17 protein-coding genes are annotated in these 14,489 nt (G+C 72.7%); 7 read left to right on the top strand and 10 right to left on the bottom strand.

Features of this window, described 5'->3' with window-relative positions; genetic code table 11:
* Positions 1-27 precede the first annotated feature (27 nt).
* The 3 genes from OG361_RS32890 to OG361_RS32880 form a co-directional block, all read right to left on the bottom strand.
* A complete protein-coding gene (locus tag OG361_RS32890) occupies positions 28-1,242 on the bottom strand; it encodes an acetyl-CoA C-acetyltransferase (RefSeq protein WP_405859347.1) in 1,215 nt (404 codons plus the stop codon).
* A gap of 57 nt (positions 1,243-1,299) precedes the next feature.
* Positions 1,300-2,451 (bottom strand): acyl-CoA dehydrogenase family protein, encoded by a 1,152-nt coding sequence (locus tag OG361_RS32885; RefSeq protein ID WP_405859345.1) that lies wholly within the window; start codon positions 2,449-2,451, stop codon positions 1,300-1,302.
* A 140-nt stretch (positions 2,452-2,591) separates the two neighbouring features.
* Positions 2,592-3,791, bottom strand: a complete 1,200-nt coding sequence (locus tag OG361_RS32880) for a CaiB/BaiF CoA transferase family protein (RefSeq protein WP_405859343.1) — start codon at positions 3,789-3,791, stop codon at positions 2,592-2,594.
* Between the two features lie 182 nt (positions 3,792-3,973).
* Between OG361_RS32880 and OG361_RS32875 the strand changes: the two genes are divergently transcribed.
* The gene (locus OG361_RS32875) at positions 3,974-5,326 is read left to right on the top strand and encodes a saccharopine dehydrogenase family protein (protein ID WP_405859341.1); all 1,353 of its coding nucleotides are present in this window, start codon (positions 3,974-3,976) and stop codon (positions 5,324-5,326) included.
* A 13-nt stretch (positions 5,327-5,339) separates the two neighbouring features.
* On the opposite strand, the gene OG361_RS32870 is transcribed toward OG361_RS32875, so the two are convergent.
* Genes OG361_RS32870 through OG361_RS32860 form a run of 3 tightly spaced genes read right to left on the bottom strand, consistent with a single transcriptional unit; the run spans position 5,340 to position 6,587 of the window.
* Positions 5,340-5,711 carry a VOC family protein gene (locus OG361_RS32870; RefSeq protein WP_405859339.1) on the bottom strand — a complete coding sequence of 124 codons (372 nt, stop codon included), beginning with the start codon at positions 5,709-5,711 and terminating at the stop codon, positions 5,340-5,342.
* Positions 5,708-5,842, bottom strand: a complete 135-nt coding sequence (mmpA, locus tag OG361_RS32865) for a morphogenic membrane protein MmpA (protein WP_405859337.1) — start codon at positions 5,840-5,842, stop codon at positions 5,708-5,710. The genes OG361_RS32870 and mmpA overlap by 4 nt, the downstream gene beginning before the upstream one ends.
* Before the next feature lie 49 nt (positions 5,843-5,891).
* The gene (locus OG361_RS32860; RefSeq protein ID WP_405859335.1) at positions 5,892-6,587 is read right to left on the bottom strand and encodes an endonuclease V; all 696 of its coding nucleotides are present in this window, start codon (positions 6,585-6,587) and stop codon (positions 5,892-5,894) included.
* An 82-nt stretch (positions 6,588-6,669) separates the two neighbouring features.
* Here OG361_RS32860 and OG361_RS32855 point away from each other — a divergent pair, with 82 nt between their 5' ends.
* On the top strand, positions 6,670-6,969 hold the full coding sequence (locus OG361_RS32855) for a YciI family protein (protein WP_384569456.1): 300 nt from the start codon (positions 6,670-6,672) through the stop codon (positions 6,967-6,969).
* Positions 6,970-7,008: 39 nt separating this feature from the next.
* Here the strand turns inward: OG361_RS32855 and OG361_RS32850 are convergent, their stop codons facing one another.
* The gene (locus tag OG361_RS32850; protein WP_405859333.1) at positions 7,009-8,091 is read right to left on the bottom strand and encodes a WD40/YVTN/BNR-like repeat-containing protein; all 1,083 of its coding nucleotides are present in this window, start codon (positions 8,089-8,091) and stop codon (positions 7,009-7,011) included.
* Between the two features lie 76 nt (positions 8,092-8,167).
* On the opposite strand from OG361_RS32850, the gene OG361_RS32845 reads away from it, so the two are divergent.
* The 3 genes from OG361_RS32845 (at position 8,168) to OG361_RS32835 (ending at position 11,145) form a co-directional block, all read left to right on the top strand.
* The gene (locus OG361_RS32845) at positions 8,168-8,641 is read left to right on the top strand and encodes a (4Fe-4S)-binding protein (RefSeq protein ID WP_405859332.1); all 474 of its coding nucleotides are present in this window, start codon (positions 8,168-8,170) and stop codon (positions 8,639-8,641) included.
* Positions 8,642-8,760: 119 nt separating this feature from the next.
* Positions 8,761-9,177, top strand: coding sequence for an SsgA family sporulation/cell division regulator (locus OG361_RS32840; RefSeq protein WP_405859330.1), 417 nt, complete (start codon positions 8,761-8,763; stop codon positions 9,175-9,177).
* Positions 9,178-9,504: 327 nt separating this feature from the next.
* Positions 9,505-11,145, top strand: coding sequence for an ABC-F family ATP-binding cassette domain-containing protein (locus OG361_RS32835; RefSeq protein ID WP_405859328.1), 1,641 nt, complete (start codon positions 9,505-9,507; stop codon positions 11,143-11,145).
* A gap of 18 nt (positions 11,146-11,163) precedes the next feature.
* On the opposite strand, the gene OG361_RS32830 is transcribed toward OG361_RS32835, so the two are convergent.
* Entirely contained in the window at positions 11,164-11,322 is a 159-nt protein-coding gene (locus tag OG361_RS32830; RefSeq protein WP_405859326.1) for a hypothetical protein, read from the bottom strand.
* Between the two features lie 39 nt (positions 11,323-11,361).
* Here OG361_RS32830 and OG361_RS32825 point away from each other — a divergent pair, with 39 nt between their 5' ends.
* Positions 11,362-11,613: a hypothetical protein gene (locus OG361_RS32825; RefSeq protein WP_405859324.1), complete on the top strand. Its 252-nt coding sequence runs from the start codon at positions 11,362-11,364 to the stop codon at positions 11,611-11,613.
* Between the two features lie 208 nt (positions 11,614-11,821).
* Positions 11,822-12,796: an acyl-ACP desaturase gene (locus OG361_RS32820; protein ID WP_405859322.1), complete on the top strand. Its 975-nt coding sequence runs from the start codon at positions 11,822-11,824 to the stop codon at positions 12,794-12,796.
* A gap of 198 nt (positions 12,797-12,994) precedes the next feature.
* Here OG361_RS32820 and OG361_RS32815 read toward each other — a convergent pair whose 3' ends face one another.
* Positions 12,995-13,252, bottom strand: a complete 258-nt coding sequence (locus OG361_RS32815; protein ID WP_384569474.1) for a WhiB family transcriptional regulator — start codon at positions 13,250-13,252, stop codon at positions 12,995-12,997.
* A 46-nt stretch (positions 13,253-13,298) separates the two neighbouring features.
* Complete coding sequence (locus OG361_RS32810; RefSeq protein WP_405859320.1) at positions 13,299-14,489, bottom strand: LLM class flavin-dependent oxidoreductase; 1,191 nt, start codon at positions 14,487-14,489, stop codon at positions 13,299-13,301.

Below are 14,489 nucleotides of genomic sequence, written 5' to 3'. Positions count from 1 at the left end.
TCCGTAAGAGGGGTGAGGACGGGACGGTCAGACGCGCTCGACGATGGTGGCGATGCCCATGCCACCGCCCACGCAGAGGGTGGCCAGGCCGTAGCGCTTGTCCTGGCGCTCCAGCTCGTCGACGAGGGTGCCGAGGATCATCGCGCCGGTGGCGCCGAGCGGGTGGCCGAGGGCGATGGCGCCGCCGTTGACGTTGACCTTGTCCAGGGAGATGCCCATGTCCTTGACGAAGCGGAGGACGACGGCGGCGAAGGCCTCGTTGATCTCGATCAGGTCGATGTCGTCGATGGTCAGGCCGGCCTTGGCGAGGGCCTTGCGGGTGGCCGGGGCGGGGCCGGTGAGCATGATGGTCGGCTCGGAGCCGGAGACCGCGGCCGAGACGATCCGGGCGCGCGGGGTCAGTCCGTACCGCTCGCCGACCTCCTTCGATCCGATGGCGACGAGGGAGGCGCCGTCGACGATGCCGGAGGAGTTGCCCGCGTGGTGGACGTGGTCGATCTCCTCGACCCAGTGGTACTTCTGCAGGGCCACGGCGTCGAAGCCGCCCAGCTCGCCGATGTCGGCGAACGAGGGCTTGAGGCGGGCCAGCGAGTCGGCGGTGGTGCCGGGGCGCATGTACTCGTCGTGGTCGAGGACGACGAGGCCGCTGCGGTCCAGGACGGGGACGACGGAGCGGGCGAAGCGCCCGTCCTTCCAGGCCTCGGCGGCGCGCTCCTGGGAGAGCTCGGCGTACTCGTCGACGTCGCGGCGGGTGAAGCCCTCCAGGGTGGCGATGAGGTCGGCGCCGATGCCCTGAGGGACGAAGTTGGTGTCGAGGTTGGTCATCGGGTCGGCGAACCAGGCGCCGCCGTCGGAGGCCATCGGCACCCGGGACATGGACTCGACGCCACCGGCGAGGACGAGGTCCTCCCAGCCGGAGCGGACCTTCATCGCGGCCATGTTGACCGCTTCGAGGCCGGAGGCGCAGAAGCGGTTCTCCTGGACGCCGGCGACGGTGTCGGGGAGTCCGGCGGCGATGGCGGCGATCCGGGCGATGTCGGAGCCCTGGTCGCCGACCGGGCCGACGACGCCGAGGACGATGTCGTCGATCGCGGCGGGGTCGAGGTCGGGGTTGCGGGACTGGATCTCCCGGATGAGGCCGACGACCAGGTCGATGGGCTTGGTGCCGTGCAGGGAGCCGTTGGCCTTGCCGCGTCCGCGCGGGGTGCGGATCGCGTCGTACACGTACGCTTCGGTGCTCACGGAAAGCCTTTCGCGATGAGGGTGTGAGGGCGGTGCGGGGGCGTTGCGGGACGGAGGTCAGCCGAGGAGGGAACGGCCGATGATCTCCTTCATGATCTCGGTGGTGCCGCCGTAGATGGTCTGGATCCGGCCGTCGGTGTAGGCGCGGGCGACCGGGAAGTCGCTCATGTAGCCGTATCCGCCGTGCAGTTGCAGGCAGCGGTCGGCGACCCGCTTCTGGAGTTCGGTCGCCCACCACTTGGCCATGGAGGCGTGGACGGCGTCGAGACCGGCTCCGTCCGGATCGGTGTGCTCGGCGATGCAGCGGTCGACGAAGGTCCGGGTGACGGCGCACTCGGTGGCCATCTCGGCGATCTCGAAGCGGATGTGCTGGAGCTTGGCGAGCGGCCGGCCGAAGGCCTCGCGCTCCTTGACGTACCGGGTGGTGATCTCCAGGAGGTGCTCCGCCCCGGCGATGCCCGCGACGGCGATGGCCAGGCGCTCCTGGGCGAGGTTGGTCATCAGGTGCAGGAAGGCGCCGTTGAGCTCGCCGAGCAGGTTCTCCTTGGGGACGCGCACGTCGCGGAAGAAGAGCTCGGCGGTGTCCTGGGACTTCTGGCCGATCTTGTCGAGGTTGCGGCCGCGTTCGAAGCCCTCGGCGCCGCGCTCGACGACGAGGAGGGAGAGGCCGTGCGCGCCGCCCTCGGGGGTGGTCCGGGCGACGACGACCACGAGGTCGGCGAGGATGCCGTTGGAGATGAAGGTCTTGGAGCCGTTCAGGATCCAGTGGTCGCCGTGGTCCTCGGCGGTGGTGCGGATGCCCTGGAGGTCGGAGCCCGCGCCGGGTTCGGTCATGGCGATGGCGGTGACGAGCTCGCCGGAGCAGAAGCCGGGCAGCCACCGCCGCTTCTGCTCCTCGGTGGCGAGCGAGGTGAGGTACGGGCCGATGATGTCGTTGTGCAGCCCGATGGCGAGGCCCGGGGCGCCGGCCCGGGTGAACTCCTCGGCCAGGACGGCTCCGTAGCGGAAGTCGGGGTTGCCACCCCCTCCGTACTCCTCGTCGACGGCGAGCCCGAGCAGCCCCTGCCGTCCGGCGGCGCGCCAGGCATCCCGGGCGACGATGCCGTCCTTCTCCCACTGCTCGTAGTGGGGCAGCACCTCCTTGGCCAGGAAGGTCCGGACGGTCGCGCGGAAGGCCTCGTGGTCGGCGGTGTAGAGCTGGCGCTTCATGCTTCGGTCTCCTGGGTCTGGGGGGGTGTCCGGCGGATCAGGGTCGGAGAGGGCGCGGCGTCTGGTGCGGTACATCGCAAGGCGCCGGAGCGTCCTCATAGCGGTGGGGGTACCTCCCGTGCCCGAAGGGCTACGGGGGACTATTGGGGCGTTTCGGCAACTCCGCGAGGTGCCGTGCCAGACGCCGCGCCCCCGGCCCTGATCCGCCGGGCACCCCCCAGAGAGGGGACGGCCCAGTCGCGGGCGACGGCGGCGGTGTCGGCACCGGGCAGGGCGGGGCCCGTGCGGAGGGTGCCGGGGGTGACGGAGAAGCGGGGTGCGGGCGCGGGCTGGGTGAGGCCCGCGTGCTCGGTGAAGGTGGCGCGGGCGGCCAGGTGGGGGTGGCCGGGGGCCTCGCGCAGCGAGAGGACGGGGGCGACGCAGGCGTCGCTGCCGTCGAAGTCGGCGGTCCACTCCGCGCGCGTACGGCTCCGGAAGCGCTCGGCGACGGCCTCGCGCAGTTCGGGCCAGCGGGCGGGGGCGTGGCGGGCGGGGGCGGCCTCCTCGATGCCGAGGAGGCGGACGAACTCCGCGTAGAACCGCTCTTCCAGGGCGCCGACCGCCATGTGTCCGCCGTCGGAGGTCTCGTAGACGCCGTAGAAGGGGCAGCCGCCGTCGAGGAGGTTGACCCCCCTCCGGTCCTGCCAGCCGCCGGCCGCCAGCATGCCGTGGATCATGGTCGTGAGGTGGGCGGTGCCGTCGACGATGGCGGCGTCGACGACCTGGCCCTCGCCGTGCGCACGCGCGTGCTGGAGGGCGGCGAGGACGCCGATGACGAGGTAGAGGGAGCCGCCCGCGTAGTCGCCGACGAGGTTGGCGGGGACCGTGGGCGGGCCGTCCGGATCGGGGCCGATCATGCCGAGGGCGCCGGTGATCGCGATGTAGCCGATGTCGTGTCCCGCGGTCGCGGCGAGCGGTCCGTCCTGGCCCCAGCCGGTCATCCGGCCGTAGACGAGCCGCGGGTTGCGGGCGAGGCAGGGCTCGGGGCCGACGCCGAGGCGTTCGGCGACGCCGGGCCGGTAGCCCTCGACCAGGATGTCGGCGCGCGCGACGAGGTCGAGCACGGTGGCGGGGCCGTCCTCGGCCTTGAGGTCGACGAGGACGGAGCGCTTGTTGCGGTTGGTGAGGTCCCGGGTCGGGTCGATGCCGAGGCCGGGGCCGCCGGGGCGGTCGACGCGGACGACGTCGGCGCCGAGGTCGGCGAGGAGCATGGTGGCGAAGGGGCCCGGGCCGATGCCGGCGAGCTCGACCACGCGCACCCCGGAGAGGGGGCCGTTCCGGGCGGTGTGCGTCGTGCTCATCGAGCCCCCAGGAGTGTGTGACACCAATGATGTAACACCGGAGATGCTAGGAACGTGTTCCACTCGGCACAAGCCCCCCGGCCGAGCAAGCGCTTGGAAATCACGGCGGCGCGGACTTCCGCTATCCTCCGCCGACGACAACCGCGCGGCGGAGTCGCGGTACGGCCGAAATGAGGGGCTGGATGGAGACAGGGGCGGGCGCGGGGCGCGGGGCCGGAGCGGGACCGGAGGGCGACGGAGCGCGGTCGGGGGCCGATGGACGGTACGAGGCCGGGGCGCGGTCCGGGGCCGAAGCGGGCGCCGGGGCCCACGCACAGTCCGAGGCCGAAACGCGGCCCGAGGCCGAAGCGGGGGCCGGGGCCGGCGTGCGGCCGTACGACGTCGTTCTCTTCGGGGCCACCGGGTTCGTGGGCGGGCTCACCGCGGAGTATCTGGCCGAGCACGCCCCCGCGGAGTGCCGCTGGGCGCTCGCGGGCCGCAACCGGGCCGGGCTCACGGCCCTGCGCGAACGGCTCGCCGCCCGGTGGCCCCACTGCGCGGATCTGCCGCTGCTCGTCGCCGACGCCGGCGACCCGGATTCGCTGCGCGCGCTCGCCGGGTCCGCCCGGGTGGTGGCGACGACGGTCGGTCCCTACGTCTGGTACGGGGAGGGGCTGGTCGCCGCCTGCGCGGAGGCCGGTACGGACTACGTGGACCTCACCGGGGAGGCCGAGTTCGTGGACCGGATGTACGTGCGCCACGACGCGCGTGCCCGCGAGACCGGGGCCCGCATCGTGCACGCCTGCGGCTTCGACTCCGTCCCGCACGACCTGGGCGCGTACTTCACCGTACGGCAGCTCCCGGAGGGCGTACCGCTCCGCGTCGACGGTTTCGTCCGGGTCGGGGCCACCTTCTCCGGCGGCACCTTCGCCTCGGCGCTGACCGCGCTCGGCCGGGGCCGACAGGTCCTGGGAGCCGCGCGCGAACGGCGCCTGCATACACCGCGGTTGGTGGGGCGCCGGGCCCACGCACCGCTGGGCGGCCCCCGGTTCAGCGGGGAGACGGGCACCTGGGCGCTGCCGCTGCCGACGCTCGATCCGCAGGTGGTGGCCCGCTCGGCCGCCGCCCTCGACCGGTACGGGCCGGACTTCCGCTACCGGCACTACGCCTCCGCGAAGACGCTCCCGATGGCCCTCGGTGGCGTGGCGGCGGTCGGCGCGGGCGTGGTCGCAGCCCAAATCCCCCCGGTGCGACGCTGGCTGATGGAGCGTTACCAGCCGGGGCAGGGCCCGTCCGCGGAGCGGCGCGCCCGCAGCTGGTTCTCGGTGCGGTTCGTCGGCGAGGGCGGTGGACGCCGGGTCTTCACCGAGGTCTCGGGCGGCGACCCGGGGTACGACGAGACGGCCAGGATGCTCGCCGAGTCGGCGCTCTGTCTCGCCTTCGACCCGCTGCCGAAGACGGCCGGCCAGGTGACGACGGCGGTGGCGATGGGCGACGCGCTGATCGAGCGGCTCCGGGCGGCGGGCATCCGCTTCCGGGTGGCGCACCGGGGCTGATCCGCCCGGCGGATCAGAGGCGTACGAGGCGGAAGGGGTGGCCTGCCGGGTCGGCGTAGACGCGCCAGGCCGGGTCGGCGCCCCCTCCGTCGAGCGGGGTGGCCCCGAGCGCGAGCACGGCTTCGTGCGCGGCGGCCAGGTCGTCGACGCGTACGTCGAGGTGGAACTGCTGCTCGGGCGCGCCCCAGACGGGCGGGCGGTGGTCGGCCACGTCCTGGAAGGCGAGGGCCGGGCCGCCGCCTCCGCGCAGGACGGCGGACCCCTCGCCGACGGCCCACCGGGGATCGGGGCTCTCGACCTCGCCACCGATCAACCGCTGGTAGAACAGCGCCAGTTCCCGTGCGTCGGGGCAGTCGAGCACGAGGCACCGCAGTCGCCCGATCACGCGAGGACCCAGGCGGCGACGACGTAGAGCATGGCGCAGACCCAGGCCAGGACGACGAGTCCGGCGGTGGCGAGGGTCAGGGTCAGGCCGCGACCCGCGGAACGCGGCGGAACGGAAAGGGGTGTTGTCATGGGCACCACTCTGCCGGGCGGGAACGTGACGCGGTATCCGTACGCGTACTCAGGTACTCCCGAGTGCTTCCTTGAGCGCCCTGCGGCAGAGGGAGTCGGCGTGGCGGGTGGTCTCGGGGATGCGGTAGCGCGGGGCGAGGTGGAGGGTGTGGGCGGCGGCGCGGTCGAGGGAGACCCGGTGGCCGACGGAGACGAAGACGGGTTTCACCCTCGCCTGGGTCCGCAGGGCCCGGCCCACCTCCTCGCCGTCGGCGAGCAGGGCGCTGAACTCGCCGCGCTCCGTGCCGGGTTGTTCGTAGGTGAAGGTGAAGGGGTTCTTGGCGACGCCGATGGACGGCCGCCCCGTGAGCACCCCGAGATGGCTCGCGAGCCCGAAGCGGCGGGGGTGGGCGAGACCGTAGCCGTCGCAGACGAGGAGGCCGGGGTCGGCGGTCAGGGAGCCGAGCGCGGCGAGCACGGTCGGGATCTCCCGGAAGGCGAGGAGTCCGGGGACGTACGGGAAGGAGACGCGGCCGACGGCCGTGGCCTCCTCGACCACGTCGAGCGTCCGGGCGTCGAGGACGACGGCCGCGGCGGCGACGAGATCGCGCTCGTCGTCGTAGGCCACGTCGAGCCCCGTGACGTGGCCCTCGCCGACCGCCGGCCCCTCCTCGTCGAGCACGATGCGCCCGCGGAGCTCCTGCTGGACGGCCCGTGCGGCGTCCTCGTCGGCGGGCCAGCCCGCCGGAATCCCGATGATCGTCATAGTGCGTGTCACCCTACGACCCGGGTTCCGAGGGCTGGAACGCCCCGGCGGCGTCCGGAGCGCGCCCGGTAGCCTGGCGATCATGTTCGTACTGGAATTGACCTACACCGCGCCCGTCGAGCGCGCGGACGCGCTCCTCGGCGCGCACGTCGAGTGGCTGGACGCGCAGTACGCCGCCGGGGTGTTCATCGCCTCCGGCCGGAAGAACCCGCGGGACGGCGGGGTGATCCTGGCCGCCGGGGTCGGCCGCGCGGAGATCGAGGCGATCGCGGCGGCCGACCCGTTCAGCGTCGAGGGCGTGTGCGCGTACCGGATCACGGAGTTCTACGCGACCAAGACGGCCGAGGAACTCGCTTCGTTCCGGGAGCAGTTGCCCTCCTGAGGGATGCCCGCGCGGTATGGCGGGCCTCCCGGCGGCGCCTCAGCGGCGTCCGAGGTGGGCGATGCGGCCCTTCTCCCCCGAGGCCCAGCACGCGCCGTCCGGCGTGCAGTCCACCGTGTCGTACGAGCCGGTGTCGACCGTGCGCCAGGTGCGGCCGCCGTCGGTCGTCAGGTCCGTGCCGGTCGGGCCGACGGCGAGAGCGGCCGTCCTGCTGTGCGGGAGCCAGGCGACGCCGGAGCGGTAGGCGGGCGGGGGCGTGTCCGAGGGGCGCCAGGTCCGGCCGCCGTCCTCGGTGACCGCCCCCGCGCTCGGGGACGGCTGGTCCTTGCGGTAGTCGCCGCCGACGGCGATGCCGTGGTGGCGGTCGCGGAAGGCGAGTCCGAAGACTCCCCGCGCCGGGTCCCCGGCGGGGACGGGTGTGGCGGTGGCGGTCCAGGTCAGCCCGCGGTCGGCGGAGTGGAGCACGCGGGCCGTGGCCCCGCCCCCCGTCGCGAGCCAGACGTCCCGGGGCCCGGACGACACGAGGCACTGGCCGCTCGCCGCGAATCCGGCCTCGCCGGGCAGGGCGTCCGGCATCCCGGCGCTCGGCAGCACCTGCCAGGAGCGCCCTCCGTCGCTGGTGGAGAGGATGCGGTACTTCCCGTCGACGGGGTCGCTCATGGCGAGTCCGTGCCGCCGGTCGAAGAAGGTGACGCAGTCGTAGAAGGCGCGCGGATCGGTGTTCCGGAAGGACTCCGTCCAGGTCGCGCCGCCGTCCTCGGTGCGCAGCAGGCGGGAGGCCTCGCCCTCCCCGATGGCGAGGACGACGGCCCGGCGGGCGTCGAAGGCCTCCACGTCGCGGAACTCCAGCTCCTCCGCACCGGGCGGTGATACGTTCCGCCAGCTCCGGCCGCCGTCGGTGGTGCGCAGCACCGTGCCCCGGGAGCCCGCGGCCCAGGCGGTCCTGTGGTCGACCGCCGCGAGCCCGCGGAAGCGGGCGTCGGTGCCGGTCGGTGTCAGCTGCCAGCCGGCCGCGGCCGTGGGGGTCTCCCCGGCACGCGCCGGGGCCGCCAGGCTCAGCGCGAGCGCCGCCCCGATCAGCCCCACCGACATCATTCGTCTCGTCTTCCCCATGGACGTCATGGCGCCGGAAGCTAGTGCCCCGGGGCGGTTCCCGTCCAGGGTGCGTCCCGCGCCGGGCGTTCCTAGGCTGAGTCGCATGAGCGACCGTACGGGCGAGCATGCGCCGACCGAGGAGAAGCCGAAGCTCAAGGAGTACGAGGGTGAGGGCATCACCGTCACTTTCGAGCCACGGCGCTGTCTGCACGCGGCCGAGTGCGTGCACGGTCTGCCCGAGGTCTTCGACCTCTCCCGGAGCCCGTGGGTGCTGCCCGACGCCGCCGAGCCCGGCCTGGTCGCCGAGGTGGTCCGCCGCTGCCCCTCGGGGGCGCTCCAGTACCACCACCACCCGCCGGAGGCCGCGGCCGAGCCTCCGGACTCCCCCACCACCGTGCGCCGCACCCCCTCCGGCCAGCTCGTACTGCGCGGGGACCTGCTCGTGACGGGCCCGCACGGGGAGCGGCACGAGACACGGGTGATGCTGTGCGGCTGCGGGGCCTCCGGGAACCAGCCGTACTGCGACCACTCGGGCCCCTGCGCGGAGCCGGACGACGACGCCGCCGATCGTCGGTGACGCAGCTCACGTGGTCCCCGAATGCACGTTCCGGCCGCTCCGCTCGTCTTCCCTGGTGTGAGGTGCCCTGGTGTCGGGGAGACGCACAGGACCCGCAGTCCGTGTGAGAGGAGCCGGCCTTGTCCGCCGTCATCGAACAATCCGTCCAGGCCCGACTGGTCGCGTCCGCTCCCCGGATGGAGACGGTCCCCGCCACCCTGCGGTACGACCGCGAGGACCCGTACGCCGTGAGCATGGCCTTTCCGCCACCGGCGACCCTGGAGGGCGTCGAGGTCTCCTGGGCCTTCGCCCGCGAGCTGCTCGTCCAGGGGGTGGAGCGCCCGGCGGGGGTCGGGGACGTCCGCCTGCGCCCGTACGGATACGACCGTACGGTGGTCGAGTTCCACGCCCCGGAAGGGGTGGCGATGGTCCACGTCCGGACCTCGGAGCTGCGCCGCTTCCTGGAGCGTTCGGAGCACCTGGTACCGGCCGGGCGCGAGCACCAGTACCTGGACTGGGACGAGGATCTGGCGGAGCTGCTCCGCGACCGTGCCTGATCCTGATCCTCGCCCTTGCCCTCGTCCTGGTCCTCGCCCTTGTCCTGGTCCTGGTCCTGGTCGCCCTGGTCCTCGTGTCGAACGGCCCCCGTAAATCGTTTGCCGCCTCCCGACGCGGGCCGTACCGTCGAGTCTGAACTTGTCGTCACCCGATCGGAGAAGGACGTTGCTCGTCTGAGGTTGCGAGACACCGTGCCGCGCGTGCCCCCTGTGCCGCGTGTGCCGTTCTCGACCTCGGCGTACGAGCCGTTCTCCACACTGCCCGCGCCCCGGTGTCTCACGCGTCGTCCCATGTCACGCTCGCGCTCGCGCATCCGGGAGGCCCCTATGGCGCATCACCCCACCTTCATCACCTGTTCCTCGCTCTCCTTCTCCTGGCCCGACGGCACCGAGGTCCTCGACGACTTCCGGCTTGCGGTCGGCCCCGGCCGCACCGGTCTCGTCGGACTCAACGGCTCCGGCAAGTCGACCCTCCTGAAGCTCGTCGCCGGCGAGCTGACCCCGACCGCCGGCACGGTCCGGGTCACCGGGGAGCTCGGATACCTGCCGCAGAACCTGGTCCTGGACACCTCGCGGCGGGTCGACGAGATCCTCGGCATCGCGGCGAAGCGCGCCGCTCTGCACGCCATCGAGGGCGGCGACCCCGCCGAGGAGCACTTCACCGCTCTCGCCGACGACTGGGACGTCGAGGAGCGGGCCCGCGCCACCCTCGACCAGCTCGGACTCGACGGTGTCGGCCTCGACCGGACCGTCGGCGAGGTCTCGGGCGGCGAGTCCGTCCTGCTGCGCCTCGCGGCGCTGCTGCTCGCCCGGCCCGACGTCCTGCTCCTCGACGAGCCGACGAACAACCTGGACCGGCACGCCCGCGCCCGCCTGTACGAGGCGGTGGAGAACTGGTCCGGGGTCCTCGTCGTGGTCAGCCACGACCGTGAACTCCTGGAGCTCGTCGACCAGATCGCCGACCTGCGGGAGGGCGAGGTCACCTGGTACGGCGGATCCTGGTCCGCGTACGAGACCGCACTCGCCGCCGAACAGGAGGCGGCGGAGCGGATGGTGCGCGTCGCCGAGGCCGACGTGCAGCGCCAGAAGCGCGAACTCAGCGACGCACAGGTCAAGTTGGCGCGGCGCAAGCGGTACGCACAGAAGAGCTTCGAGAACAAGGTCGTCCCGAAGATCGTGGCGAACGGCCGCAAGAGCGACGCGCAGGTGGCGGCCGGCAAGCACCGCACCCTGCACACCGAGCGGCTCTCCGAGGCCCGGGAGCGGCTCGACGCCGCGGTGGAGGCGGTGCGCGACGACGACGAGATCCGCGTCGAGCTGCCCCGCACCTCGGTACCGCCGGGGCGCGAGGTCCTCTTCCTCCGCGAGCTCGAACTGCGCTACGGGGCCAGGGTCGGCGGCGAGTTCGCGCTGCGCGGGCCGGAGCGGATCGCGCTCGTCGGCCGGAACGGCGCGGGCAAGACGACGCTGCTCCGGACGATCGCGGGAGAGTTGGAGCCGCTGTCGGGCGAGGCGGAGGCGCGGGTGCCGCTCCGGTTCCTGCCACAGCGGCTCGACGTGCTCGACGACGGACTGAGCGTGGTGGAGAACGTGGCCCGCTTCGCGCCCACGGCGACGGGGAACGCGATCAGGGCCAGGCTGGCGAGGTTCCTCTTCCGGGGAGCGCGGGCGGATCAGCCCGTGGGCACTCTCTCGGGTGGGGAGCGGTTCCGGGCGACGCTCGCGGCGTTGCTCCTCGCGGAACCGGCTCCGCAGTTGCTGATGCTGGACGAGCCGACGAACAACCTGGACATGGGGTCGGTCCGGAAGCTGACGGCGGCCCTCGACGCGTACGAGGGGGCGCTGATCGTGGCCAGTCACGACGTGGCGTTCCTGGAGTCGATCGGCATCACGCGCTGGCTGCTGCTCGACGGTGAGCTGCGGCCGACGACGGCGGAGGAGGTCCGGGGAGTGACCTCGAAGCGCTAGGGAAGTGACGACAGGGTACTAACGGTGGAGTAACGCCCAGGATTTGGTGCCGCCGCCCGGCGTCAGGACGGGGGCGAGGCCCCCGTCACCGCCGTGCGCGTCGACCGCCGCGGCCAGCAGCCACATGCTGCGGCTGCGGCGGCTCGCCCTGTCCACGAACGAATCACGCGCGTTCATACGCACCATCGCCCAGGATCCGTGAAGGACCGCCCCGCCATGAACGTCACGACCGAGACCACCCTCGCGGCCAACCGGACCGACGCCGGAGCCGGAGCCGGAGCCGAGATCGACTGGAACGAGGCCTTCTGCAGCGAAGGCGCCAACTGCTTCCGGTTCGGCCTCGACGACCCCGGCCGCGCCTACATCGGCTCGACCCTCACCCCCGGTGAGTACGTGAGCGACTCGGTGGAGGCGCTCCGCGCACTGATCTCCGCGGTCAAGGCCGGCGCCGCCGACCATCTGCTCTGAGTAGCCGACCGGTCGCCCGCCATCGAGCGACCAGGACAGTGACCTGCGTCTCCAGCACCCCACAGGAGCAGCGTACATAACGGAACGTAACCGGACATCGCCCGGACGGGCTTGGCCGACGCCTTACGGAGCCTTAACCTACGGTCTCGTAACCTACGAATACGTAGGTAAGCCCGTATGCCCTTCTCTCCCGTCCCCAGGAGTTCCCGTGACGCTCACCTCTCCCCACCTCGGCAGCTCGGCGGAGTGGACCGACGCGCGCCTGCTCTACGCGCTGGAAGAGGTAGTGGAGCAGGAGCTCAACCGGCACCTGAAGGTCACCAAGGACTGGATGCCGCACGAGTACGTGCCCTGGTCCGACGGCCGGAACTTCCCCGGGTTCTTCGAGGACGGCGAGGCCTGGGACCCGGCGCAGTCCAAGGTCACCGACATCGGCAAGATCGCCCTCGTGGTGAACCTGCTCACCGAGGACAACCTCCCTAGCTACCACCACGAGATCGCCAGCCTCTTCGGCCGCGACGGCGCCTGGGGCACCTGGGTGCACCGCTGGACCGCCGAGGAGGGCCGGCACGGCATCGTGATGCGCGACTACCTCCTCGCCTCGCGCGCCGTCGACCCGGACAAGCTGGAGCAGTTCCGGATGTCGCACATGAGCGAGGGCTTCGAGTCCGACAACCGGCACTCGATGCTGCACTCCGTGGCGTACGTCGCCTTCCAGGAGCTCGCCACCCGCATCTCGCACCGGAACACCGGCCACCAGTCCGGCGACCCGGTCTGCGACCGGATGCTCGCCCGCATCGCCACCGACGAGAACCTGCACATGGTCTTCTACCGGAACCTGCTGGGCGCGGCCTTCGAGCTCGCCCCCGACCTGACCATGATGGCCGTGCGGGACGTGGTCGTGAACTTCCGGATGCCCGGACACGGCATGCCGGGCTTCGAGCGGGCGGCGGCGCAGATGGCGATCGGCGAGATCTACAACATGCGCATCCACCACGACGACGTCCTCCAGCCGGTCCTGCGCTTCCTCAAGGTCCTCCAGATCGAGGGCCTCGGGCCGGAGGGCCTGCGCGCCCAGGACGAGCTGGGCCTCTACATGAGCGGCCTGGACAGCGAGGCCAGCAAGTTCGACGAGAAGCTCGCGGCCCGCAAGGCCCGCATGGCGGCCCGCGCGGCCGGCTGAGCCACCCGCCGCCGCACCACTCCGAGCCACCCGCCGCCGCACCACAGAGGGCCCGGGCCCTGACCAATCGCGGCCTGGGGCTCCGGGGTCCCGCGGCTCTGGGCGCCTGGGGCTCTGGACGCCCGGGGCTCTCGGGGCCCGGGGTCCTGGGACTCTCCGGGCCTGGGCGCGGTTCCGGTCCCCGGGAGCCCGTGCGGCTCAGCCGCGGCCCTGCTGCCGCTTGAGCCGCCCGCGCTCCTTCTCGGAGAGCCCGCCCCACACCCCGAACCGTTCGTCGTGGGTCAGCGCGTACTCCAGGCACGCCACGCGCCCCTCGCACGCCCCGCACAGCTGCTTGGCCTCGCGCGTCGACGAGCCGGGGGCCGGGAAGAAGAACTCCGGGCCCGCCTGGGCACACAGGGCGTTCTCACGCCAGGAGAAGTCGGGAGCGGTCAGCACGTCGGTATCCGTCTGCATGACGGACACGTTGCCTCTCCGACGTAAACACGCCATCAACGTTCGATCAATGGCGGATACCCAGCGCCGGGAGAACCGTCTCCGCCACCCGGTACGCCTCCTCCAGGAGCGGGTTCCCGGACAGGATGAACGTGTCCACGCCCAGCTCCCGGTACTCCTGGAGCCGCTCCACGACCTGGGCCGCGGAACCGACGACCGCGGTGCCCGGGCCCGGCCGGAACAGGCTCATGCCGGGCCAGAGGTTCGGGTACGCCTCCAGTTCGCGCGCCCTCGCGGGGACCCTGCCGCCGTGCTGGCGGAACTGGCGCTGCCACCCGACGCCGTCCTCACCCGCCCGCTCGCCGAGCTGCCGCGCGTACGTCGCCTGGCTGGTCACGTCGAGCAGCCGGTCGGCCGCCGCCCAGGCCTCGTCCTCGGTGTCGCGGACGATGAGGTGCAGCCGAAGCCCGATCCGGAGGGTACGGCCGTGGGCCGCGGCCCGTGCCCGTACGTGGTCGAGCTTCTCCTTCAGGAGGTGCGGCGGCTCGCCCCAGGTGAGGTAGACGTCGACGTGCTCGGCGGCCATCTCGATGCCGGGCGCCGAGGAGCCGCCGAACCACAGCGGGACGTGCGGTTCCTGGACGGGCCTCAGTTCCCGGAAGGAGGCGCCCGCGTCCTTGAGGTCGTAGAAGCGGCCCTTGTGGTCGAAGACCTCCCCCGCCGTGAGCCGTTTGACGATCGACCAGTACTCGGCGCTGAGTTCGTAGCGCTCGTCGTGCTCGACGTGGAGCCCGTACTCGCGCAGCGCGGAGGTGGAACCGTTGACCACGTTGAAGCGGAGCCGGCCGCCGAAGAGGTTGTCGAAGCTGAGCGCCATCTTGGCGAGCAGGGTGGGGGCGATCAGGCCCGGGTGGACGGCGAGCAGCGGCTTGAACCGGGTGCTGGTGGAGGCCGCGAGCGCGGAGCCGAGCGGCCAGACGTCGTAGAGGTCGGTGGCGAGCAACGCCCCGGTGTAGCCGAGGCGTTCGACGGTGCCGGCGAGCTGCTGGAGATAGCCGAGGTCGACGGGGCGGCGGCCGGCCGGCTCCCACGGATAGGCGCCTTCGCGCGGAATGATGTACCAGAGGACTTCGGGCGCCGGGGACGCGGGGAATGCCGGGGCCGGCGGGGTTGCCGATGGTGTCGGGGAGGCCGAGGGTGCCGGGGATGCCGGGGTTACCGATGGTGTCGGGGAGGCCGGGGGTGTCGGGGAGGTCAT

Source organism: Streptomyces sp. NBC_00090, from assembly GCF_045160815.1.
Classification (GTDB): Bacteria; Actinomycetota; Actinomycetes; order Streptomycetales; family Streptomycetaceae; genus Streptomyces.
The sequence above is the reverse complement of the archived record's forward strand: the minus strand, read 5'-3'. Positions and strand labels throughout refer to the sequence as shown.